This window comes from Anaerobacillus alkalidiazotrophicus (assembly GCF_001866055.1).
Map to the genome: position 1 here is coordinate 32,957 of NZ_MLQS01000015.1, position 20,826 is coordinate 53,782.

At 33.7% G+C, this 20,826-nt stretch carries 23 protein-coding genes and 1 pseudogene; 23 read left to right on the forward strand and 1 reads right to left on the reverse strand.

Translation table 11 applies throughout. From position 1 onward, the window contains the following. Positions 1-66: 66 nt before the first annotated feature. The 6 genes from BKP45_RS10155 (at position 67) to BKP45_RS10170 (ending at position 2,926) form a co-directional block, all read left to right on the forward strand. A complete protein-coding gene (locus BKP45_RS10155) occupies positions 67-834 on the forward strand; it encodes a class I SAM-dependent methyltransferase (RefSeq protein WP_139193801.1) in 768 nt (255 codons plus the stop codon). A 174-nt stretch (positions 835-1,008) separates the two neighbouring features. Beyond that, positions 1,009-1,152, forward strand: a complete 144-nt coding sequence (locus BKP45_RS22495; protein WP_169824092.1) for a hypothetical protein — start codon at positions 1,009-1,011, stop codon at positions 1,150-1,152. A 168-nt stretch (positions 1,153-1,320) separates the two neighbouring features. Then, positions 1,321-1,719 carry a pentapeptide repeat-containing protein gene (locus BKP45_RS10160; protein WP_071389583.1) on the forward strand — a complete coding sequence of 133 codons (399 nt, stop codon included), beginning with the start codon at positions 1,321-1,323 and terminating at the stop codon, positions 1,717-1,719. Between the two features lie 70 nt (positions 1,720-1,789). Continuing rightward, on the forward strand, positions 1,790-1,966 hold the full coding sequence (locus tag BKP45_RS22500; RefSeq protein WP_169824093.1) for a hypothetical protein: 177 nt from the start codon (positions 1,790-1,792) through the stop codon (positions 1,964-1,966). A gap of 119 nt (positions 1,967-2,085) precedes the next feature. Continuing rightward, the gene (locus BKP45_RS10165) at positions 2,086-2,319 is read left to right on the forward strand and encodes a hypothetical protein (protein ID WP_071389584.1); all 234 of its coding nucleotides are present in this window, start codon (positions 2,086-2,088) and stop codon (positions 2,317-2,319) included. 352 nt (positions 2,320-2,671) lie between these two features. After that, positions 2,672-2,926 (forward strand): DUF4190 domain-containing protein, encoded by a 255-nt coding sequence (locus BKP45_RS10170; protein ID WP_071389585.1) that lies wholly within the window; start codon positions 2,672-2,674, stop codon positions 2,924-2,926. 329 nt (positions 2,927-3,255) lie between these two features. On the opposite strand, the gene BKP45_RS10175 is transcribed toward BKP45_RS10170, so the two are convergent. Beyond that, positions 3,256-3,801, reverse strand: a complete 546-nt coding sequence (locus BKP45_RS10175) for a CBO0543 family protein (RefSeq protein ID WP_071389586.1) — start codon at positions 3,799-3,801, stop codon at positions 3,256-3,258. An 839-nt stretch (positions 3,802-4,640) separates the two neighbouring features. Here BKP45_RS10175 and BKP45_RS10180 point away from each other — a divergent pair. From BKP45_RS10180 to BKP45_RS10250, 17 genes and pseudogenes are all read left to right on the forward strand, one after another. Further along, entirely contained in the window at positions 4,641-5,117 is a 477-nt protein-coding gene (locus tag BKP45_RS10180) for a hypothetical protein (RefSeq protein WP_071389587.1), read from the forward strand. 654 nt (positions 5,118-5,771) lie between these two features. Continuing rightward, entirely contained in the window at positions 5,772-6,992 is a 1,221-nt protein-coding gene (locus tag BKP45_RS21555) for a serine hydrolase domain-containing protein (protein ID WP_084787807.1), read from the forward strand. Between the two features lie 54 nt (positions 6,993-7,046). Further along, positions 7,047-7,730, forward strand: coding sequence for a hypothetical protein (locus BKP45_RS21560; RefSeq protein WP_084787809.1), 684 nt, complete (start codon positions 7,047-7,049; stop codon positions 7,728-7,730). 395 nt (positions 7,731-8,125) lie between these two features. Further along, positions 8,126-8,464 carry a hypothetical protein gene (locus BKP45_RS10190; protein WP_071389588.1) on the forward strand — a complete coding sequence of 113 codons (339 nt, stop codon included), beginning with the start codon at positions 8,126-8,128 and terminating at the stop codon, positions 8,462-8,464. Between the two features lie 179 nt (positions 8,465-8,643). Then, the gene (locus BKP45_RS10195; RefSeq protein WP_245747421.1) at positions 8,644-9,243 is read left to right on the forward strand and encodes a hypothetical protein; all 600 of its coding nucleotides are present in this window, start codon (positions 8,644-8,646) and stop codon (positions 9,241-9,243) included. 189 nt (positions 9,244-9,432) lie between these two features. Continuing rightward, the gene (locus tag BKP45_RS10200; RefSeq protein WP_245747422.1) at positions 9,433-9,921 is read left to right on the forward strand and encodes a YjdJ family protein; all 489 of its coding nucleotides are present in this window, start codon (positions 9,433-9,435) and stop codon (positions 9,919-9,921) included. Between the two features lie 446 nt (positions 9,922-10,367). After that, a complete protein-coding gene (locus BKP45_RS23550) occupies positions 10,368-10,643 on the forward strand; it encodes a VanZ family protein (protein ID WP_407639594.1) in 276 nt (91 codons plus the stop codon). A gap of 349 nt (positions 10,644-10,992) precedes the next feature. Then, positions 10,993-11,544, forward strand: a complete 552-nt coding sequence (locus tag BKP45_RS10210; protein WP_071389590.1) for a sigma-70 family RNA polymerase sigma factor — start codon at positions 10,993-10,995, stop codon at positions 11,542-11,544. 3 nt (positions 11,545-11,547) lie between these two features. Beyond that, positions 11,548-11,982 carry a PadR family transcriptional regulator gene (locus tag BKP45_RS10215; RefSeq protein WP_071389591.1) on the forward strand — a complete coding sequence of 145 codons (435 nt, stop codon included), beginning with the start codon at positions 11,548-11,550 and terminating at the stop codon, positions 11,980-11,982. Continuing rightward, positions 11,979-13,298, forward strand: coding sequence for an FtsW/RodA/SpoVE family cell cycle protein (locus BKP45_RS10220; protein WP_071389592.1), 1,320 nt, complete (start codon positions 11,979-11,981; stop codon positions 13,296-13,298). Before BKP45_RS10215 ends, BKP45_RS10220 begins: the two co-directional genes overlap by 4 nt. Before the next feature lie 274 nt (positions 13,299-13,572). Beyond that, the gene (locus BKP45_RS22505; RefSeq protein WP_169824094.1) at positions 13,573-13,749 is read left to right on the forward strand and encodes a hypothetical protein; all 177 of its coding nucleotides are present in this window, start codon (positions 13,573-13,575) and stop codon (positions 13,747-13,749) included. A gap of 203 nt (positions 13,750-13,952) precedes the next feature. Continuing rightward, positions 13,953-14,906 (forward strand): alpha/beta hydrolase, encoded by a 954-nt coding sequence (locus BKP45_RS10230; protein ID WP_084787813.1) that lies wholly within the window; start codon positions 13,953-13,955, stop codon positions 14,904-14,906. Between the two features lie 1,445 nt (positions 14,907-16,351). Further along, entirely contained in the window at positions 16,352-16,570 is a 219-nt protein-coding gene (locus BKP45_RS10235) for a tautomerase family protein (RefSeq protein ID WP_071389594.1), read from the forward strand. A 334-nt stretch (positions 16,571-16,904) separates the two neighbouring features. After that, complete coding sequence (locus BKP45_RS10240; protein ID WP_071389595.1) at positions 16,905-17,345, forward strand: NUDIX domain-containing protein; 441 nt, start codon at positions 16,905-16,907, stop codon at positions 17,343-17,345. 946 nt (positions 17,346-18,291) lie between these two features. Continuing rightward, positions 18,292-19,130, forward strand: a pseudogene (locus BKP45_RS10245) (cation diffusion facilitator family transporter). Positions 19,131-19,441: 311 nt separating this feature from the next. Next, positions 19,442-19,741 carry a hypothetical protein gene (locus BKP45_RS22090; protein ID WP_139193803.1) on the forward strand — a complete coding sequence of 100 codons (300 nt, stop codon included), beginning with the start codon at positions 19,442-19,444 and terminating at the stop codon, positions 19,739-19,741. A 139-nt stretch (positions 19,742-19,880) separates the two neighbouring features. Continuing rightward, positions 19,881-20,825, forward strand: a complete 945-nt coding sequence (locus BKP45_RS10250) for an ABC transporter ATP-binding protein (protein ID WP_071389596.1) — start codon at positions 19,881-19,883, stop codon at positions 20,823-20,825. The last annotated feature ends 1 nt before the right edge of the window (position 20,826 follow it).

The following is a 20,826-nucleotide window of genomic DNA, read 5'->3' on the forward strand; positions in this document are numbered from 1 at the left end:
GCATTAATTGTTCAGAAAGGCTGATGGATTTTTATTTGTAAAATTATTTTAAGGGGGGGGTTAATTTTGTATGGAAATGATGTGAAGGAACAGTATAATTTAATGTCACATTTCTATAATGTTTTATATGCGGAGGTTGGTGCTAAGTTCTATGAAGATGAATTTATAAATCAGTATAAAGATATATTAAATGAACTACCTAGAAATTCAAAAGTATTAGATAGTTCATGTGGAAATGGAGTTAAAGCAACAGCCTTAAAAAGAAAAGATATAGAGGTCGTTGGAACAGATATTAGTGAAGAAATGATAAGGTTGACAGAAGAATATGCTAAGAATAATAATTTGACATTTCCTACAAAACAATTATCTTGGCAGGAATTACCTTTTAATTTTACAGAAGAGTTTGATGTTGTATTTTGCTGCGGTAATTCAATTAGTCATAGTTTAAGTCTAACTGAGATGTTAACTAATATAAAATCGTTATATAAAGTAGCTAAAAAAGGTGGGAAAATAATAATTGACACTAGAAACTGGGATAAAGTGCTAAATGCAAATTTAAGGTTTAATACAAGTAATATAATTGAGTACAATGATAAAAGGTATATGTTTACATATATTTGGAACCTAAATGGATTTAATAAAATTAGTAATGTAGAAATTTTATTTATTGAAATTATAGATGGTAAAGAAACCAAATGTAAACCTTTAAAACTAGATTTCATGCCATTTACCCATGATGAATTTATGCTTATTTTGAAAGAATGTGGATTGAAAGTACTTAAAGATAATTTTCATATAGAATCCGACAATTATTCAGTAATATTAGAAAAATAGATTGTGTTTTATGGTTATATTAAGTTTCTATAAATTGGATAATTCTTATTAAAGTAAAGAATGCGATAGCTGAATAAAGGTTATCGCCTTTTTCTTGTCGAAGTAATGAGCAATTTAGTTAAACAGGCGAATAGTGCATTTTTAAAATGATGTATAGATAATGGAGGTGTTCATATGAAGCTACTACTAATTATAGCAGCAGCCTATGCGATTATTTTCGGATTGACCGCTTATATAGACGTGATGGTTCAGATTAGTATTGCTATGTATTCAGCTGGGCATGACTTGGGAACTTTTCTAAAAGACTTTTTCAACTAAAGGGAGCGGTAGTGGAGGAGCTGTCGGTGCACCGGTTCCTCTTATTGAAGTATTGAGCAGAATTGTTAAATAAAAATTATATTGATTCGAGATAAGCTAAAAGGAAAATATAAAAGAACCATGGAATTGTTAATTGGTAACTAAATAAATATTTGGGGTGCTTTAAATATGAAATTGGAAAATAAGAAAGATACTTTAACAGTAAGTTGTTCGTACCTTCCTAACTCTACATTCCAAAGATGTGATCTGACTGGAATGAAAATGAACGATGTCAATTTGAAAGGGATGGAAATCAAAGATGCTAATTTGAGCGAACTCGTAATTGATGGTGCACAAATTGGAGGAGCCTATATAAAGAATATTGGTTTGCCACCAGAAGGGCATCCTTTATATGATCCTAATAATATTGTACAAAGTCCATTAAAATTTGAGAATTGTGATTTGAATAATAGCAAAATTACTAATTGTAATTTATCCAATATGGAGATTGATGGTTGTAATATTACTGGAATGAAAATAAATGGAATATCTATTGAAGATTTACTTAAGGAATATAATTCCAAATAAACAGCATGACAGTTTGCACATTTCTATTGTTCAGCTAAAGGAGAGCATTAGTAAAAATAGGAGAAGATATATGTTTGAAATTATTGCATGGATTAATATGATATATCAGCTAATAATGTTAATCTTTTTGATAGGTATTATCTATATTATCGTTTCGGTTTTTAGAAAGAGGAATGAAAATAATAAGCGGATAAAAAGAATTGAAGAAAAGGTTGACAATTTAATAGAAAATAATAACAAAAATTAAAGAGAATCCAGTTTATTAAACGGGTGCGATCGTTTAATAAACGCTATTGCTGTTCGGCTAACGAACAGGTTAACACAATAAGAAAAATGAATAAATATAAACAAAACAGGGTTGATTTTATGAAATTAAAAGAATTTATAGCTTTTCTAAATAAGTTAGAGGGAAATAGTATTTTTTATAAACTAAATAAAGTTAGAAATGAAGCTATTATGGTAGAGGTCACTGTCCCAGGACAACGATGTGAAATTGAATTTTTGGAAGATGGTACAGTAGATATTGAAAAATTTATTAGAGATAAAGATATGTATGGTGTGAATGAATTAGAGACTCTTTTTAAAGAATTTAGTGATTGAATCTTCTTGAAGTAATGGGAGCAATAGTTGAGGATCTGTCGTTGCAACGGTTCAGCTTCTTATTAAAGTACTGAAGCAGTTTTATCCCACTCTTAAGGGGCAAGTAAGACCCCCACTTCAAAACGTAAGAAAATCGAGAAGTTTAGGTGGGTGATAAACTGCCCCTAAAGGTCCGATATAGAATAACTTTCATCGGCGAAAGCTGATGATTAGTTATTCTTATGCCTGTGGTATAAGTTGAACTAACAATCAGTGGGGGATGAAGGAAACCCCCCACTGATTGAAGTTCAGCTTTATAATATAACGATTAAAACTGATAATTATTTAATTTAATTAAGAGAGGAGGATAATTTTGAATATCAAAAATTCAGAAAAAGTCGTAAATGGTAAAATCATAGCCTCTTTTGTTTTTGGAATTTTAACTATTATAGGGCTGGTTTTTTTCGAGGAAGGGACACTTCTTAGTATAGTTGGTATAATGCTTGGTGTAATTGGCTTGAAAGAAACAAAGCAGTATGAACATAAAGGAAGTAAATTAGCGTTAGTTAGCATTGGTTTTAATTTGATAGGTTTTATAGGTTCCGTGAGTTTAATCGTATTGTCTTAAAATCATTTCTAATAGTTGAAAAATTTAACTGATGGAAAGCGTTACTGGGACAACAGCAGTGACCCTTTTGACTAAAAAAGTAGGATACCTTTATAACAAAAATCGGTATCTTTGTTATGTTATTCCACTCTTAAGGGGCAAGTAAGGCCCCACCTCAAAACGTAAGAAAATCGAGAAGTTTAGGTGGGGGATAAACTGCTCCTAAAGGTCCGATATAGAATAACTTTCATCAGTGAAGCTGATGATTAGTTATTCTTATGCCTGTGGTATAAGTTGAACTAACAATCAGTGGGGGATGAAGGAACCCCCCCACTGATTGAAGTTCAGCTTTATATGATTTTTTCAAAATTATTTCTTCGTACAAGGAAATAAGCAATCAAGTAAACGACATTTAAAATAAGAAAAGAGTAAAAATAGTTCCACTTAATTAGATGGTAAATTCCAATTAAATTAAGAAAAGGCAACACTATATAAGATACTACAGCAGAGTAAATAGCCGATTTTAAATACGGATTAACATTTGGCTTAATTTGTAAAATGGTCATAATCGATATTGGCATTAAAGCTATGCTCCATGGGAAATAGTTAGAAGCAATAGGAAAAATTTCATAGTGGTAATGGAATAAGCCAAGAGAAACACCAATTAAGTCAAGAAATGAGGAAAAAATCACAACAAAAAAACCCGAGAATAACAATCTATTTGTACTATCCTTTTTTCTGAATTTTACCCAAAAAATAATTGAAATAAATAGTAATAATAATCCAAACCACCACTGCCAAGAAAAAAGGGAATGATCCAACCAGATTTGGAGTTTTTCATTCATTAATTGGTCTTGCTTATAAAAAAAATCCTCAACAATTTGATTTTTATTCATAAAAACACCCTTTACCAAATCATTTATTGCTTTTTAGTTTTTACTTAATAAACAATTTTTATTAATAAATTTAATATGGCATGATTTATGTCGTAGTTCGATGACACATGTAATTAAAAATTTATCTAAGGCGGTCAGCTAATGGTGGTCGTCTTTCTTATTTGACTTACACTGTTTAGCAAAAAGATTTTAAAAAGGACGAAATTAAATAACGAATCGTCCTTACTTAACAATAGGATGGCGAAAGTTTAAAAATAGTATCCGAGCTTCAGTTATAGAGAAAAAAGAATCTTTCAATGACCTATTAAATTAAGACTTATTTATAAGTTTATTGCTTTTTATGAAGGGTGCGGATATTAAGGCTTTAATAGTCTTTAAAGCTACATCTCCGTAGCCTCTAATTTTTACCATTGTGGCAATATCGCCTGAAAAATCATTTAATTTCCCCATAAACATTCGATATTTTGTCTCAGCCTGTTCTTCTGTTGACTTAATACTGCGCAACAAACTATTAGGAATAAACTATGTTTATTAATTCGAAAGCATAAACTCAAATAAGGATTTCCAAATTTACTTGTTTGAAAAAGTCATTTCCAAAACAAAGAACGACAATTCGTGATTTTTTTTATGGATTTCAAATTGTTCAAGAAAAGGCATTAGTAAAGAAAAAGATATCGTTAAACTAGTGAGTGTTAAGTATAGAGAGCTTTAGTATAGGAGCAGTCTATAGGGCAGATCTTACTGTTATAGAAGTAACAAGCATTTTGAAGAATAAAAAAGGTTGTTTAAAGAATAATAATTAAAAAACTAATTAAAAATTATACTTGTAAGGGGTTCTTATGATTAGTAAAAGAAAAGTTTTATCATTTTGTATCTTAGTTTTACCTTGGTTAACTACTCCATTGATAGGAAAAAATACTTTTGTTCGCTTTCTTCCAGTTGCAACTTTTATTGGTTATATTTTTAGCTTTTTAAGTGAAATAGCTGATAGACGTAAGTGGTGGAAAGTAAAGAATGCTCTTTTTCCAAATTATCGTTTAGATTTCTCTTACCTTTTAGGATTATATTTCATAACAACTATTTGGGTGTTTAAATTAACATACGGTAACTTTTTAAAGTACTTATCATTAAATATTGTAATAGATTATCTACTTTCATTCCCTACCGTAAAATTTTTCACTAAAGTAGGAGTATTCGAATTTAAGAAAATGCGACCTAAACATTTTTGCATATTGTCAGTTTTAATAGCAATCGTTATTTATTTTTATCAACAATTAGTTGAACGAATTATTGTAAAAGAGGTAAATAAGTATTAGAAGAATTTTCATTAAAAATATAATCAATCATAATGGATAGAATAGTCCTTGTTTAACTAATGGATACTCCCTTCAGTTGAACATATAGTTGTTTTTTATTACATGATCTTTCCTGCGTACAACGATACTATTCAACAACCGTAATTGGCTTGTGGAAGAAAAATAATTAAATGTAAAGGTAAGCACTACTACATCCTTACTTATGTCTGCAACTACTGCTCAAGTCATGTGGAGCCTGTAGCGATCCTTTAAAATAAAGAATTGATAAAATGAGCTCAAATTGGGCTCATTTTTGAATTTGTAAAATAATTTATCATGTATACACAAATAGGCTAGATTCTTTAACGTAGTATTTGAATAGAAATACAAAAACGTCCAGATCACCTCCCGTCATTTTAGAATAAATTATTTCCATTTATTACATATTACACTAGAAATTACGTGATATAATGTCTTTAAATCAACGGATTAAGTAATTTGTCCTAGTACATCAGACGGCGAGTCGACAACACCGTTGGTAGCGACTCGGGCCTGCCTGCTGTTTTCTTAGTTACAGACAATTTAGAGACTTTGGGAAAGGGGGGGCGACAATTTCGAAAAATGATCTGTAGCTTTAATAAAAACTTAAAGGTGAATAAGTGAGGGAGAGAGAAAATGGGGAGATTAAGAAGAGTGTTGTGCACTTTTTTAATTGTGAGTTTTTTATTACATCCTAGTATGAATTTCGCTTTAGCTTCCACGATAAAACTAGATGCCGCTGATGTAGAGGAGTTTTTGGACATCGTTATTGGTGAGCGAAGGGATGAGTTTAACATACCAAACGTAACCGTTTCGGTTGTATCGGGTGGAGAGATCATTTTTGCAAAAGGCTATGGGTACGCAGATTATGAAAATAACAATCTTGTTGATCCAGAAAAGACTCTTTTTAGAATTGGATCCACATCCAAGCTGTTCACTTGGACAGCCGTTATGCAACTTGTCGAAGCAGGAAAGCTAGATTTAGATACTGATATTAACGAATACTTAGATTTTGAACTTCCTGATACGATTGAATATAAACGTGGAAAATCTATTGCTGAGCCGATTACAATTAAGCATCTTATGAGTCATTCACCAGGATTTGAGGATTATATGACGAACGTTTTTTCTCTTTATGAGGATAGCTTAATTCCTCTTGCTCAATATGTACGTGAAAAAAGGCCTACAAGGGTTTTCGTACCTGGTGAAGTTACAGCCTACTCGAATTACGGAACTGCCCTAGCAGGCTATATCGTCGAGGTTGTTTCAGGGGTGCCGTTTGCTCAATATGTTGAGGAAAATATTTATCAACCACTCGGCATGGAATTTAGTACGTTTCGTCAGCCACTACCTAGTGAATTGGCTGACCATATGTCCAAGTCTTACCGCTCTGTGAATGGGGAATTTGTAGAAGCCAAGTTTGAGTTTGTTCCAGAGCCAGCAGGAAGCATGAGTAGTAGTGCAATAGATATGGCTAAGTTTATGTTGGCATATCTTCAAAAGGGGCAATATGAAGGAGTTAGTATTTTAAAAGAAGACACTGTTCAAAAAATGTTTACTGAGCAATTTTCTCAGCATCCACGTTTAGATGGTATGGCTTATGGATTTATTAAAGCGACCTTTAATGGCAGAGATATATTCCATCATCCAGGAGGAATGATGCTTTATGACACAAGTTTTTATTTGATCCCTGATGAGGAAGTAGGTTTCTTCATTTCCCATAGTGGTGGGAATTATCTTGTAAACTTAGAAATATTTCAAGAATTTATGAATCGTTATTTTCCTTCAGAAGCTGAAGAAATAGTCGCGCCTGTTCCTACGGCAAACATGGATCAAAGGTCTTCGGAATATGTTTGAGAGTATTACCAAAATAGGCGTTCGTTCACTACAGTTGATGCGTTTTTAAGTTTAATGATCGGGGTAATTCGCGTTGATGTAGATAATGAAGGGTATTTGTTAGTAAATCATTTAGGGGAGAAGAATAGATTCGTCGAAGTAGAGCCAGGAGTTTATTATAATTTGAGAGAAGAACGAAGCAATGATTATGGCGGCGACTTCAGAACGATTGTCTTTGGAACTGATTCGATGGGGAGAACGATGCTTATGACGGATGGGCCGATGAGTTATTCAAAAGCCGCATGGTATGAAACGAGCGGGTTCACCTTTTTAATGCTGATTTCTTCATTGTTGTTCATCATTGGTAGTTTACTATATTGGGGGATTAAGGCCGTTGTTGGTAAAATACGTGGGAAAAATGAGTTAGAAGTACGAAAAGGTGCGAGATGGGCAAAGAGAGTAGCAGTATTACTTGGTGTTCTTACCCTTACTTTTTTAGTCTCATTTCTTGCGGGGAGTAAACCAGATCCTGTATACGGTTTACCGGCAGCGGCATATACTTCACCTTCTGCCTTGAGTGTGTGGTTAGATTTAATCGTGTCATATGGGATCGTTTTAGTGACATTACCAGTATTAGCTTTTTCAGTCGTTTCTTGGATTAAGGGATACTGGAAGCTTGCTGGGAGAGTTCATTATACTTTCTTCGCCATGTTTGGCGCAGTTTTATCGTGGATATTTTACTTTTGGAATGTCATTTAAAAAACGAGAAGGACGTTGCTAGGTTGAAATAAAAAACACATTCCAATGGTAGACCGTTCAGTTTTGGGAGAGAAAAAGTTAATTCACAAGCTAAATAACGGAGAATTTCACATTCAAATTCCATACAAAACGCACAGAGATGTGCGTTTTTATCCTGTTTTCTTTTCTTATTGCACTAATGCTTTGCTAACGGACACAGTGGAACCTTATTTTACCGATTTGATCAAATAATTCGAGTTATCGGACATGAGGTACGTTATTTCATGAAAATCTGCTATATTTGGTGCTAAATTAAGTAAATAACGAACCTTTTGGTTTAGCTGATTAGGGCTTATGCGATGGTACATGAAAATATGAATAATTGAATATAAATATTTCGGACGGAGGCTTGCAAAATGAATCAAGTGAAACGACTGACTACCAGTGTACCAGGAAACTTTTATGTTACTTCAGCGTGCATCAATTACGATCAATGCCGTCAAATTGCACCTCATACTTTTTCTGAAGTTGCGAATTTATCAAATGATTTGTTCTTAAGGGGCATAGACCCCACCTCTAAGCTTAGCGTAGGTGGGAACTTCCATTCAGGTGGAGTTGAGACTCCATCTGAATTTTCGATGTTCAGCGAAGATAGAACGAGTTCTCTCGAAAGTATAAACTCAAATAAGGATTTATCCATTAACTTGTTTGAAAAAATTATTTCCATTTTTATGAAAACTACGAACGACAGTTAATACTTTTTTGATATTATTGTGTTATGAAGATTCAAGAGATTGTGAAGACATTCACTTAAACTGAACGAAGCAGGATTGTGGAAGAAGGGTTTCAAAACAAAATTTATTCTTTTGACCAATTAATTGGTAATTTGTGTTAGGGTAAGTAAGTATCACTTATTCAGATAAAGGAGAGGCTTATGCCAAAAAGGAAAATTGCTATTACTATTGGTTCAATGTTTTTAATTATAATGCTAATATTGGTAGGATTTTTTGGGTATAGATTTACAGCCTTGAGTGCTGCTAAAAGTAATACTTTTGTATCAAATAGTTCTGTATTAATAGAAGAGTGGGATACTGGTTCTTCTAGTCTTTTTTTATTTAAAGACGATAAAGAGGAAACATACCGAATAGCGTTGTCTGAAAAATTAGGGTTTTTATACAGAAGTAGGGCTTCAACATATGTACCTTACAGTGATGATGATATAAAGACGATGGGAGGTATGAGTTATCGGACTGGTAATGAGGAGTTTACATTATTGGTAATCGAGTCAAATGTTAATGAAGTGGCTTATATCGAAGCGGGAAGAGAACTAGAACGAGAAAAACAAAAAATCAATCAAGGGGAACGTATTTCTTTTTTGTTTCCGTATAACAAACAAATTGACCATCTAAATGCCTTAGCACTCAATGAAGATGGTGAAGAACTTTATTACTATGGTTATCCTGAAAATAAAAATCATATAGACCTTAACGAAGATTTAAGATGGCATAAAATTGAACAATCAAATTCTAAGTGATTTGTGATGGTGTACACTTAAACTAAAGAGAGCATTAGTGTTACAGTTATGATGATTTCTGCTGTAAGTGAGCAGCAGTTTTCTGGAAGAAATATTTTTGGAAACTAGAGAAATATAAGTGAGAAAAAGTGTTCAAATTAATAAATTGATGATTAAAGTTTAACTTTGAAATAGGGGTCCCGAAAGAATGTGAAATGTTTGTTGTGGTTTTTAGTACAATTGGTTTTAGCCACTACTATTCTATTGTTTGCCGCTTTGGCAAGTTGGTATGAAGGTAGTGCTATTTTAGATAACTCATGGGAATGGAATTATTCAACACCATTTTCTCAATTATTTCATGTAGAAATACAAAATACAAATCAAATATCACAACTTGACCACTTTGTATACGCAGCGAAGTTTCAACCGACTTTTCCACTTATTATGATGATAAGTGGATTGTATTTATTACTTCTTATCGGTTACCAGTTATTTAAAAGTCATAAAAGACGATTTGTTTATTTATTATCTATTTTAGCGGGCACCTTGTTTATACTTAGCTATTCAGTTCGTAATTCTCCGACAACAGGTGGGCAGATTTTCTTCTATTTCGGATTATTAAGCGGCATTTTATGCATCACGGGAGTTGTTATTATTTACTTTATTTTTAAGCGTAGTGCAAAAGAATTAATAGGTTAAAATTTTGAATTAACGTTGTATAGAAAGGAATAGCGATGAGATGTCGTATTGGTACCCCAGATATTTCACAATTGAAGCGATAGTGCTGTTACTATACGAATGTTACGGTGTTCTAAGAGCAATTAAATTATGTATTTCCGATTATTGATAATTTTAAGGAGAATATCATATGATTGACCAACAATTTTTTCACCTGTATGCAACTTTACTACTTGTTCTATTTGTAGTTTATGACCTTATTCGTAACAGGAGTAAAGAACGATCATTACTAAAAAGATTTGTATTTTATAGCTTCATTTATTACATGATTAATGTAATAAATGAAGCTATTTCCAATTCCAATGATGATTATGCCTTTTCCAGTTTCAGTTCAATTAGTTCCTTTCCATTTTTTGTGAGATTCCCTTAACAGTGGCTATATTGGAAGGGCATATATAGAAAATTTCATATTACTACTGCCTCTAGGGCTGTATTTACCATTATTATTTGAACGTTTGCGAAACCTTAAATTAACAATTTTTATAGCATTTTTTACAAGCGCTTCGATAGAAAGTATTCAATTAATTAAAGGGTTAACCATCGGATCAATTAGAACTTTTAATGTTGATGACATTATATTAAACACGTCTGGAGCTATATTAGGCTATTTTATTTTTAAAATAATTATTACTCTTTTAAAGAAATTTAATAATAAATCAATTTTAAACAAATTTGATTTGTAGGTATAGGATTCTTCTTCTTCTTCTTTAGCTAACGAAAGCTTATGTTGAATAAGTAATTACGAAAAAACAACAGATCAATTTGCTACGTAGTACAACGATACTGTGCATTAAAACAGCATCATTTATTTGTGCTGACTTTGTGAAGAGGTGTACTTAGAGTAACGGAAAGCTTTAGTGGAATAAGTCTTGTAAGCTATCCAACCTACCTTCAAAATTCTGGAACAATCTAATAAGAGGTTGTTCCTTTTTCCATTTGTGGTCTGGATTACAAATGGTTATAAATAATCTCTTATTTTTTTCAAACCAGATGAAGGTTAGCTTCGTCTAAAATATGAGGAGGTGGTACTAGATGAATGAATTAAAGCAATTGGCGGTGACAGATGAAATTATGCTAGATGAGAGAGAACAGATAATTGATCAATTAATGCATGAATATAGCGATGGTATCCTACATCTCGTATATACATATGTAAAAAACCGAGCAACAGCAGAAGATCTAACTCAAGAGATATTTATAAAGTGTTATGAAAAATTAAATCAGTTTAATCAGCAAGCAACAATAAAAACTTGGGTATACCGTATTGCTAGTAATCATTGTAAGGACTACTTAAGAAGCTGGCATTATCGCAAAATAACGCTTAGCGATAAAATTTTGGATTATATACCTTCTAAATCAAAACAGGTTGAAGAGGAGATTATCACGAAAAGTGAAGAAAACAGCTTAACTAATGCTGTAATGAATTTACCTCTAAAGTACAGAGAAGTAGTATTTCTGCATTATTATGAAGAACTGTCTATAGCAGAAATAAGCAAGATTACTACAGTTAATATAAATACAATAAAAACTAGATTAAAGCGTGCGAAAGAATTATTAAAAGACAAGATGATAGAGGAGGTTTAGGAGATGAATAATTCATTTACTAATCTGAAGAGTGCGATGAAAAAATCAATTTTTAAGGATTTTTCTTTTTCAAATGAGAGAAAAAATGCAGTGAAAGAAGTCATTCGTTGGAATCAATCTCAACCACAATTTCATTCTTGGAAGGTAGAAACCATTATAGCTATATTAGAAACTATTCAACATGAACCAAAGGACGGCTACAATATTTCCACTCAACTTTTTCAAAAAAATGAACTAGTTTTTCAAAACAATGAAGGGGGACTTTATACACTTCTACATCTACTAGAAAATAAAGAAATTCTTACTTCAAAGTGGTTAAATGAAAAGAAATATTATTCCTTAAATTCCAAAGGGGAAAAATACTTAGCTGCTTATAAACAAGATAACTTAAATCAACATTTATCCCTGAACCACTTAATAGAGGAGGCGTCCTTATGAGTTCTCCCAAATTTGAAGAATTTTTAAGTAAAGTTACTTCTAAAGTAAAATCTAAGGAAGCCCATAATATGATAAAAAAAGAGCTTACCAATCATCTACAAGAGTTAAGTCAATCTTTCCAAAAGAGGGAATCTTCTAAAGAACATGCAGAGGAAAAGGCAATACAAGAAATGGGGAATCCATTTACCCTTGGAGAGAATTTAAACCGGCTTCATAAGCCAAAAATGGATTGGATTCTTATTGTTTTATTTGTTATTCTTGCAGGTGTTGGTTTTTTACCGTTAATAGGTGGAGTTCCGCAAATTTCAGCACCTAGTTCCTATTTTATGGGACGACAAGCAATTTGGTTCTCCCTTGCTGTTCTCGTAATCATTGGCTTTCTTTTCTTTGATTACCGGAAATTAAAGAACGGGTGGATGTATTTCTATGCTAGCGGCTTATTGATCCATTTATATCTCCATCTATTTGGCTATATCTCCAATGGAGTAAAAAAGTGGATTTCATTTTCAGGACTTATGGTCGATGGAACCGCGATCAGCTTATTTTTATTTTTTCTTGCTTGGGCTGGTATTTTTAACAAAATTAATGAGTTTCATAGTTGGAAAAAACAAGGTTTACTTTTTGTTTTATTTTGGACTCCTATCTTGCTCTATATGATGGTGCCATACTTTATGTTTAGTATCATTTACTTTTTCTGTTTACTTGGGATGTTTGCTTTCGCTCGAGCCCATAAGAAATTAGCTATAAATCTAGCCGTAACAAATATAGTGGCTGGTATCATTTTAATGATTACCATCATGACCTCACGCCAAAGTTATTTGTTTACTAGATTATATGCTTTTTTAAATCCAGATGCCGAACCAAATGGAGCAGGATATATTTATATTGTGGTTAGGAATGTCCTTTCAGAAGCAGGATGGTTCGGTAACGGACTTTACAACAATTTGAATTTTCAATTGCTACCAGAAGCCCATACAGATTTTGCTTTCCCCTTCCTCGTCTATTCTCTTGGTTGGGCATTCGGAATTGTCCTTTGTTTGATCCTATTGATATTTATTTCAAGAATCTCAAAACATGCTTTTAAAACAAAGGACCTTTATGGGAGATTAATAGTAATTGGTGGTGCTATATTATTTGCCGTTCCTACTACATGGAACATCTTGATGGGTTTTGGAATCGTGCCGATAATGGAAGTTTCCCTACCGTTTATTAGTTATGGAGGAAGTATGCTTCTCTTTTACGCTGCTATTTTAGGACTCATTTTAAATGTTTATCGAAGAAAGGATATTGTAGAATCCACGATACCAGATTTTTAGTAACTTTTCATAAATAATAAGTTATAAAGGAAAGTAGTAATATTTTTTATAAGTTCTAAAATAGATATTAAATTTAAAGTAATTTATCTAAATCGTTGATAGAACAGGCAATAACTAAATAAAACTTATCGCCTTTCCCTTATTGAGTATCGGGAGCAATAGCGGAACAGGACTATCACTACTTCAAATATTGGAGCAGTTTATTTAAATAGAGGAGAGGAAAATCTTGGAAATCGTCGAATTAACTAGCTAAGATATTTCTGGGGGCGTTATTATGATTGAGATTATTGATGTTAACTCATCAAATGTTGAAACGTATGGATTTTTTTGTCTAAGGAGCAAACCAAAGTCTGAAGGATATAAAAAGAAAATAAAATGGCTAAAACACAGATTTAATGATGGTTTAAAACTTAAGATAATTCAAGACAATGGAAGCCAAAAGGATTTATAGAGTATATCCCTGGAGAATACACTTGGAGGGCAAAAAACGCTAAAAACTATTTGGTTGTGCATTGCTTATGGATTGTTGGTCAAAACAAAGGAAAAGGGTTTGGAAGTGCACTGTTGGAGGAATTAAAAAAGATGTAAAAAAACTGGACTTAGCAGGTATTGTTTTGGTAGCAAGCGATTTTATAAATATTTGGAGGACTAGACATGGGATTGAGGATAAAAGGACAATCGAAACGAAGTAAGATGGGGAGAATCATACTTAGTATTACAGCAATAATAACTCTCATTAGCATTGTTGTTTTAGCAGCAATTCCACCACTTATTATGGGTGGGATGATTAACCAATCTGTTCAGTTTGATACAGTCTATAAGTCTAGCGACTATGGTATAGAGGCGACGGAACTAAGTCTAATGACAGAAGATGGTTACCAAATATCAGCGTTTGAAGTTGAAGTGCAGAGTCCCAAAGCCGTCATTATTTTTATTTCTGGTATACATAATCCATCAGTTACAGCCTTTTTTGGACACGCTAAAATGTTAAGTGAAAATGGATATGCCTCAATACTTTATGACATGCGCGCGCATGGGAAGAGCGAAGGTGATGTAATCAGCTTAGGTCATTTAGAAACTTTGGATACCCAAGCTGTCGTAAACTATATTGGTTCAAAGGAAAAATATAGTGAACTTCCAATCATAATTTTTGGTCTATCTATGGGTGGAGCTGTTGCAATTAATTCAATTGGTCAAATTCCTGAATTATCAGGGGTAATTAGCATATCTGCCTATTCATCTTGGGAAGACGTTTTTATTGAAAATATGGTTTCAGCAGGAGCACCGAAAATGTTAACTATTATTCAAAAACCTTTTGTAAAGCTGTATACCGTTAAGAAATTTGGATTAAAAACAGCAAATATTTATCCTGAAAAGCAAATAAAAAATTTAGGTAACAGACCTGCTTTAATTATGCATTCAACTGAGGATTCACAGATACACTTTTCCAATTTTGAACGAATAATAGCTCAAGCTCCTAGTCATGTAGAAACTTGGACACGGCAAGGTGATTATCATTTTTTTACCACGGATTTCTTACAACCTGAAAATGATAAAGAATATGCTCAACGCGTGTTGATGTTCCTTAATAACCATTTCGATGATTGACTTTGAATAGATAGTAATTTTATTTCTCATTGCACATAAATTGAATGAATAATTTTTTTTATAAAATTCAATAAACATATTTTTATATTTAATCATTAGGATTTAGATTTAGTAATGTAGTAATCCACATCTGGAGCAGGGAGCAGGTTGTAGAAATAAACGTCTCTTTTCTTCTTCAACAAACGGATGCAATAGTTGTGCGAAATGTTTCTACCCCAAATTGAGAATGGTCACATTACTCAGGTAAAAGGTAGACAATTCCCTTCGGGGAGTTGAAGGGTTATATCGAAGAGTCAAATGATTGAGTAACGTCTTGAAGGGCTCTCTCTCAGTCGAATAGCATTGAATTTAGTAAGAATGATAATGTTATAAGCTCGGCAAGAAGGCGTGAGAATTTACCGTAACAGTTTAAGCTGACGAAAGCCTACCCGCGGGGGTGGTGTAAATCATGGTGCTTGAGTTGAATGAATATGGTGAGAATGCTAACTAATCTAAGAAGAAGGATTAAGCTGACGAACTTCTGAATGTACGGGTCTAAACGCTTAATACATAGAAATGTGTATATCACCAAATTGTGAGGTTAGCAGTGGATGAGTAAGATTAGCTATTATGAAAATCCATGATATGTTATAGGCATATGAACGGCTAACAGGCTTACAGGAAGCACCTAAGTTTATTCTATAATAGATATAATTCAACGTTGTAAGCTGATAACGTGGAGGGCTTCCTCCCAGAGAAGCGTTAATAAGGAAAGCAATAATGAGATTAGTTATTGTATAACTTGTTTTAATATCAGTGAAAGTGGTGGCATAGTACCGATGAAGCGTCTAATCCACGTGAAGGGATAGCCACTAGACTAATAAGTTTTATTAAATCATGTAAGACAGTTCTTTATCGGATAATAAGGTTCTTGTAAGACTAATAGAGGTTCACCACCCAAGGGTGGCACCGACTTATTAAAACGGAAGAATCTGAGATACAGTTTTTCTTAAATTGTATCTATGAGTTAATTAAATGGATTAGTTGGAACGCCGTATGAGGTGAAAGTCTCATGTACGGTGTGAACGAGGGGAAAAGGGAGCGATAACTTCAAACCCTTACCTATTCGTATAAAGATGTTCAAGGAGTTGTCGATGCGGAAATTCCTACCGCCATTGAAGTAAAGAGCAGAAGAGTTGAAGAAGGATAGGTTAAAATTATTTTATAATAAGTTTTCATTTAATGTTGTAAAGGAGTGGGTTTTATATGGAAGTAATGGTTATCATGGTTGGTGGATTTATTAGTTCAGTTTGTTTAGTAATTATAACGATGAAGAATAAAAAGAAATAAATCTATAATTAGCTATCATTTATTTGTACATCTCTCTCCAGTGAACACTACGGCTATTGAACTAAAGAGAGCATTTAGTAAAGTCGTTTTTAATTAATATTTAGGAGTGTAGTAAAATGCCAATAATAACAGTCAAAATTGCTAAGGGTAGAACGCTTGAACAAAAACAAGAATTTGTTCAAGCCATAACCAATGAAGCGGTAAAAACACTTAATGTAAAAAAAGAATGGATAACTGTATTATTTGATGAATATGAAAGAGATAATTGGGCTACTGATGGTCAATTACACTCTATCAAATTTGGTGAGGGTTTTGGTAAACAAGGAACAGAATAAAAATTCCTTATTAAAGTAACGGATGCAATCCTTTAAGAAGCAGGGATTGCTCTTTTGCTTATTCAAGGGCAGGTTAGTACAAGAACACCTTTAATTATTTTATGATTTGTTGTAATATATTGAATGAGTAGAAATAATAATCTTCATTTATGAACTGGAAAATTGTAGATAGGGTTCCGCTATTTATATAGGGCTGTGACCGAGGTCTACATCTTTTACAAAATGTAAAAGGCACCTATTGACATAAAAGGTCCGAGGGGGAAGGTTCAGCGTATTTGTTATGCGTTGAAACCTTTCTTTTCGGACCTTTTTATTTTAAAAGGAGGTTAATCGTATGGAAAGAATTGACGAATTAAAAGCTGGTGTTGCTATAATTATTTTGAATGAGGAGAATCAAATTTTATTACAGAAAAGAGCAGATGTAGGACTATGGGGTATTCCTTCGGGACATGTAGAAATAGGGGAAACAGTTTCTGAAACAGCCATAAGGGAGGTAAAAGAGGAAACCAATTTAGATATTAAAATTAAAAAGTTAATTGGTGTTTATTCTGACCCTAATTCACAAGTGTTTGTTTATCCAAGTGGTAAAGTAGTACATTTTATAACAACTTGTTTTCTTGCTGAAATTACAGGTGGAGAACTTAGATGTAATTCGGATGAATCACTTGAAATTAAATTTTTTGAAATACAAAACCTACCTCATGATTTACTGAAAATGCATCCTCGATGGTTAAAAGATGCTCTTGCAAATAGAGAAATGGCATTTATTCGTTAAAGTGATATCCTTATTCAGTAACGGGAGCATTTCATAGGTGTTGCGTGGTATATCCGCCCACTTTATAAGTGATTTCACCGAGTATTTTAACCTTAGTTCATAGACTACTTTCGCTTTGTTTTGTTTAGTGTCCGTTACCCCTTTTAAAATACTCCTTTGTTCACAAATAACGGTTTTCGTGTCCGGGAGAACTCGTTCTAGCTTCGCTAGAACATCGAAAATTCAGATGGAGTATCAACTCCACCTGAATCGAAGTTCCCACCTACGCTATGCTTAGAGGTGGGGGGCTATGACTCTTAAGTACAAATCAGTTTGATTGTTATTTTCTCTCCGAAATTGAACCCGCTATTCCAATGGGATGTATTTTTTGTGTTTCCGGAAATTGAATATTTGCGTTAAGTGGTACTGTCTTCTGTTGTGAAACAGTCCCGTGAAACAAAATTCTTCGGGGAGTGACTAGGCACGAAACGATTAATTTTGACTCAAGCCAAAAAAGTATAATTAAAGAAAGTTATTTTGCTAGTGTTATATTACTTGTCACCGCGCAAAAACGTTGTTGTAGACCCACACGATATTCGTCTGATAGGATAAAAAAGCATAAAAAATAGAGAGAATATTATTATTTTGTGGTGGTGTACATAATGGATAATCGTTTTAAACAAGCAGAGGTTGCAACGTGGATCGGAATAGTTGTAAATGGATTGTTAGCAATAATGAAAGGATTTATCCCACACTTAAGGGGCAAGTAAGACCCCCACCTCAAAACGTAAGAAAATCGAGAAGTTTAGGTGGGGGATAAACTGCCCCTAAAGGTCCGATATAGAATAACTTTCATCAGCGAAAGCTGATGATTAGTTATTCTTATGCCCGTGGTATAAGTTGAACTAACAATCAGTGGGGGATGAAGGAAAACCCCCACTGATTGAAGTTCAGCTTTATCGGTTGGTTGTCGGGAAGTCGGGCTCTACTATCAGATGCCGCTCACTCAGCATCTGATGTGGTAGGCTCGATTGCCGTTCTTGCAGGATTACGAACAGCAAAAAAGCCGCCAGATGAAGATCATCCATACGGTCATGGAAAAGCGGAGAATATTGCGACGATCATAGTCGCTATTCTATTAATTGTAGTTGGTGTAGAAATAGCGATTTCTTCATTGAAAGTATTTTTTGGTGAAATGCCTACTGCTCCAAAAGGGATAGCGTTAGGTGCTATTATTATTTCTATACTTGTAAAAGAGTTGCTATTTCAATATAAATACCGTCTTGCCAAAAAATAAATAGTTCAGCGTTACTTGCAGAAGCATGGCACCATCGTTCAGATGCATTATCATCAATTGCAGCTTTTGTAGGTGTTCTTGGTGCGATCTTAGGTCAACAGTTTAACTATCCTATATTCATTTATTTAGATCCATTAGCAGGCTTGGTCTTATCATTAATGGTTATTAAAGTAGGATTTTCACTGGCAAAGGAATCAAGTCTCATTATGTTGGAACAAGTTCTTGACGCTGAAAAAACCAAACCTTTCATTAGAACGGTTACGAATATCCATGGTGTGAAAAGAGTTGATGAATTGTTGGCCAGAACCCATGGTCACTATATTGTCATCGATATTAAAGTGAGTGTAGACCCGAATATTAGTGTAGAAGAGGGGCATTTAATTTCAAAGAAAGTAAAACAGGGGCTACTGACTAACCATAGGGATATAAAAAAAGTATTTGTTCACATTAACCCGTATCGGTTAGATGGCAATTATAACAATGTAGGAATTAAGTTAAAATATAAATAATGAGCATTAGTTTGTTGTACTCTTAAGGAGTTGTGTTAAAGAAGAAATGTTATAAGTTATAGGAAAAGTCTCCCGAAATAAAACAATTTTTGGGAGACTTTTATTTTCAATAACTTTTACCCTAATTTAAAAATAATCGAAAGTTGAGCGATAATAGGTAAAATAGGCAGTTCATTATTGAGAATACGAGTGGACAAACTTATATTGATTATGTTGATGAACATATTATTCAAGCTCTTGGACTTCAATACACATCTCTAGCAGGTGAAATTGATACTAATGGAAATTTATCTTTTTTCGGGTTTTCAATAATGCGAACAGAACCTTATATTCAGTACGATCTCCCAGCTGGTTTTATCACGGCTACCCCTGAAAGTAAAATACCGAATTACAGTAGGCTTTTTCAGTATATTGCTTGTTCCCTTCATTATATTATTTGCAGTCCATGGTCTAACCACTTTAGCAATAACGTCAATTATTATATGTTTAGGGTTGTTGTTGTTTGCTTCGTTAATGCTTTTAAAACAATAGAATCGCAATCAAGTACAGTCTATGGATTTGATCCAACATGGTTGATCATTGCCGCTGCTTGCCACAGCAAATTTTCATAGTGTCGAGTAGAGCATTGGTACAAGTGTAAGTACAGATAAAGGGGTCAGACCCCTTTTTTAATCATTACATTTGTAACTACTCGATTTATACATCCACCATATATGATAATACTATCAAGAGACACAAGGAGGAGAAAATATGGCAATTGTGCATATGAAAAATATAGTGAAGCGTTACGGCTCACATTTAGCATTAGATCATGTCGATTTAGATATAGGAGAAGGAGAAATCCTTGGTCTATTAGGACCAAATGGGGCAGGTAAAACAACGTTAATTCATGCTTTAGCCGGAATAGTAGGCTTCGATTCTGGAGAAATAAATGTATTTGGTAAAGAGCAGCAAACGAATTTAATGGATATTAAACGGCAAATTGGCCTCGTCACACAGGAAATTACTGTGTTTACGGACTTAAGTGCGCAAGAAAACCTAGAGTTTTTCGGGGGCATTTATGGTCTTAAGGGGGAAAAATTAAAAGAGCGAATAGATGAAACGTTAGCGTTTGTTGGGCTCACGGAGCATGCCAATAAGCTTCCTACGAAATTTTCCGGCGGGATGCAAAGAAGGCTTAATATCGCCTGTGCCCTTGTGCATCAACCAAAATTTCTGATCATGGATGAACCAACCGTAGGGATTGATCCTCAATCCCGTAATCATATTTTAGAAACGATTCGCCAATTAAACGAGCAAGGCACCACCATCCTGTACACGACTCACTACATGGAAGAAGTTCAAAATCTTGCAACGCGCGTTGTGATTATGGATAAAGGACATGTCATTGCGGATGGAACTATCCCAGAGTTAGTCCACAAAATTCAGCATGAAGAAAAAATAAAACTGGAAGTAGAGGAGCCTTCGGATATGCTCTTAGAAAAGCTTCGGAAGCTAGAAGGAGTCAAACAAGTATCCCTGCATGGGAAGGAAATACACATTATTTCTCAAGTTGGCGCAGGTAATCTCGATCGTGCCCTTTCCATCGCCAAGGACTTTGGCGAGATTCGGTCCGTATCCGCAGAAAAACCAACCTTGGAGGATGTATTTTTAACTTTAACAGGTAAACGCCTCCGCGATAGGGAGGAGGAATAAA

Coding starts and splice junctions, on each gene's coding strand:
- BKP45_RS22495 (WP_169824092.1), top strand. CDS start 1,009: ATGAAGCTACTACTAATTATAGCAGCAGCCTATGCGATTATTTTCGGA.
- BKP45_RS10160 (WP_071389583.1), top strand. CDS start 1,321: ATGAAATTGGAAAATAAGAAAGATACTTTAACAGTAAGTTGTTCGTAC.
- BKP45_RS22500 (WP_169824093.1), top strand. CDS start 1,790: ATGTTTGAAATTATTGCATGGATTAATATGATATATCAGCTAATAATG.
- BKP45_RS10165 (WP_071389584.1), top strand. CDS start 2,086: ATGAAATTAAAAGAATTTATAGCTTTTCTAAATAAGTTAGAGGGAAAT.
- BKP45_RS10175 (WP_071389586.1), bottom strand. CDS start 3,801: ATGAATAAAAATCAAATTGTTGAGGATTTTTTTTATAAGCAAGACCAA.
- BKP45_RS10180 (WP_071389587.1), top strand. CDS start 4,641: ATGATTAGTAAAAGAAAAGTTTTATCATTTTGTATCTTAGTTTTACCT.
- BKP45_RS21555 (WP_084787807.1), top strand. CDS start 5,772: ATGGGGAGATTAAGAAGAGTGTTGTGCACTTTTTTAATTGTGAGTTTT.
- BKP45_RS21560 (WP_084787809.1), top strand. CDS start 7,047: ATGATCGGGGTAATTCGCGTTGATGTAGATAATGAAGGGTATTTGTTA.
- BKP45_RS10190 (WP_071389588.1), top strand. CDS start 8,126: ATGAATCAAGTGAAACGACTGACTACCAGTGTACCAGGAAACTTTTAT.
- BKP45_RS10195 (WP_245747421.1), top strand. CDS start 8,644: ATGCCAAAAAGGAAAATTGCTATTACTATTGGTTCAATGTTTTTAATT.
- BKP45_RS10210 (WP_071389590.1), top strand. CDS start 10,993: ATGAATGAATTAAAGCAATTGGCGGTGACAGATGAAATTATGCTAGAT.
- BKP45_RS10215 (WP_071389591.1), top strand. CDS start 11,548: ATGAATAATTCATTTACTAATCTGAAGAGTGCGATGAAAAAATCAATT.
- BKP45_RS10220 (WP_071389592.1), top strand. CDS start 11,979: ATGAGTTCTCCCAAATTTGAAGAATTTTTAAGTAAAGTTACTTCTAAA.
- BKP45_RS22505 (WP_169824094.1), top strand. CDS start 13,573: ATGATTGAGATTATTGATGTTAACTCATCAAATGTTGAAACGTATGGA.
- BKP45_RS10230 (WP_084787813.1), top strand. CDS start 13,953: ATGGGATTGAGGATAAAAGGACAATCGAAACGAAGTAAGATGGGGAGA.
- BKP45_RS10235 (WP_071389594.1), top strand. CDS start 16,352: ATGCCAATAATAACAGTCAAAATTGCTAAGGGTAGAACGCTTGAACAA.
- BKP45_RS10240 (WP_071389595.1), top strand. CDS start 16,905: ATGGAAAGAATTGACGAATTAAAAGCTGGTGTTGCTATAATTATTTTG.
- BKP45_RS22090 (WP_139193803.1), top strand. CDS start 19,442: ATGCGAACAGAACCTTATATTCAGTACGATCTCCCAGCTGGTTTTATC.
- BKP45_RS10250 (WP_071389596.1), top strand. CDS start 19,881: ATGGCAATTGTGCATATGAAAAATATAGTGAAGCGTTACGGCTCACAT.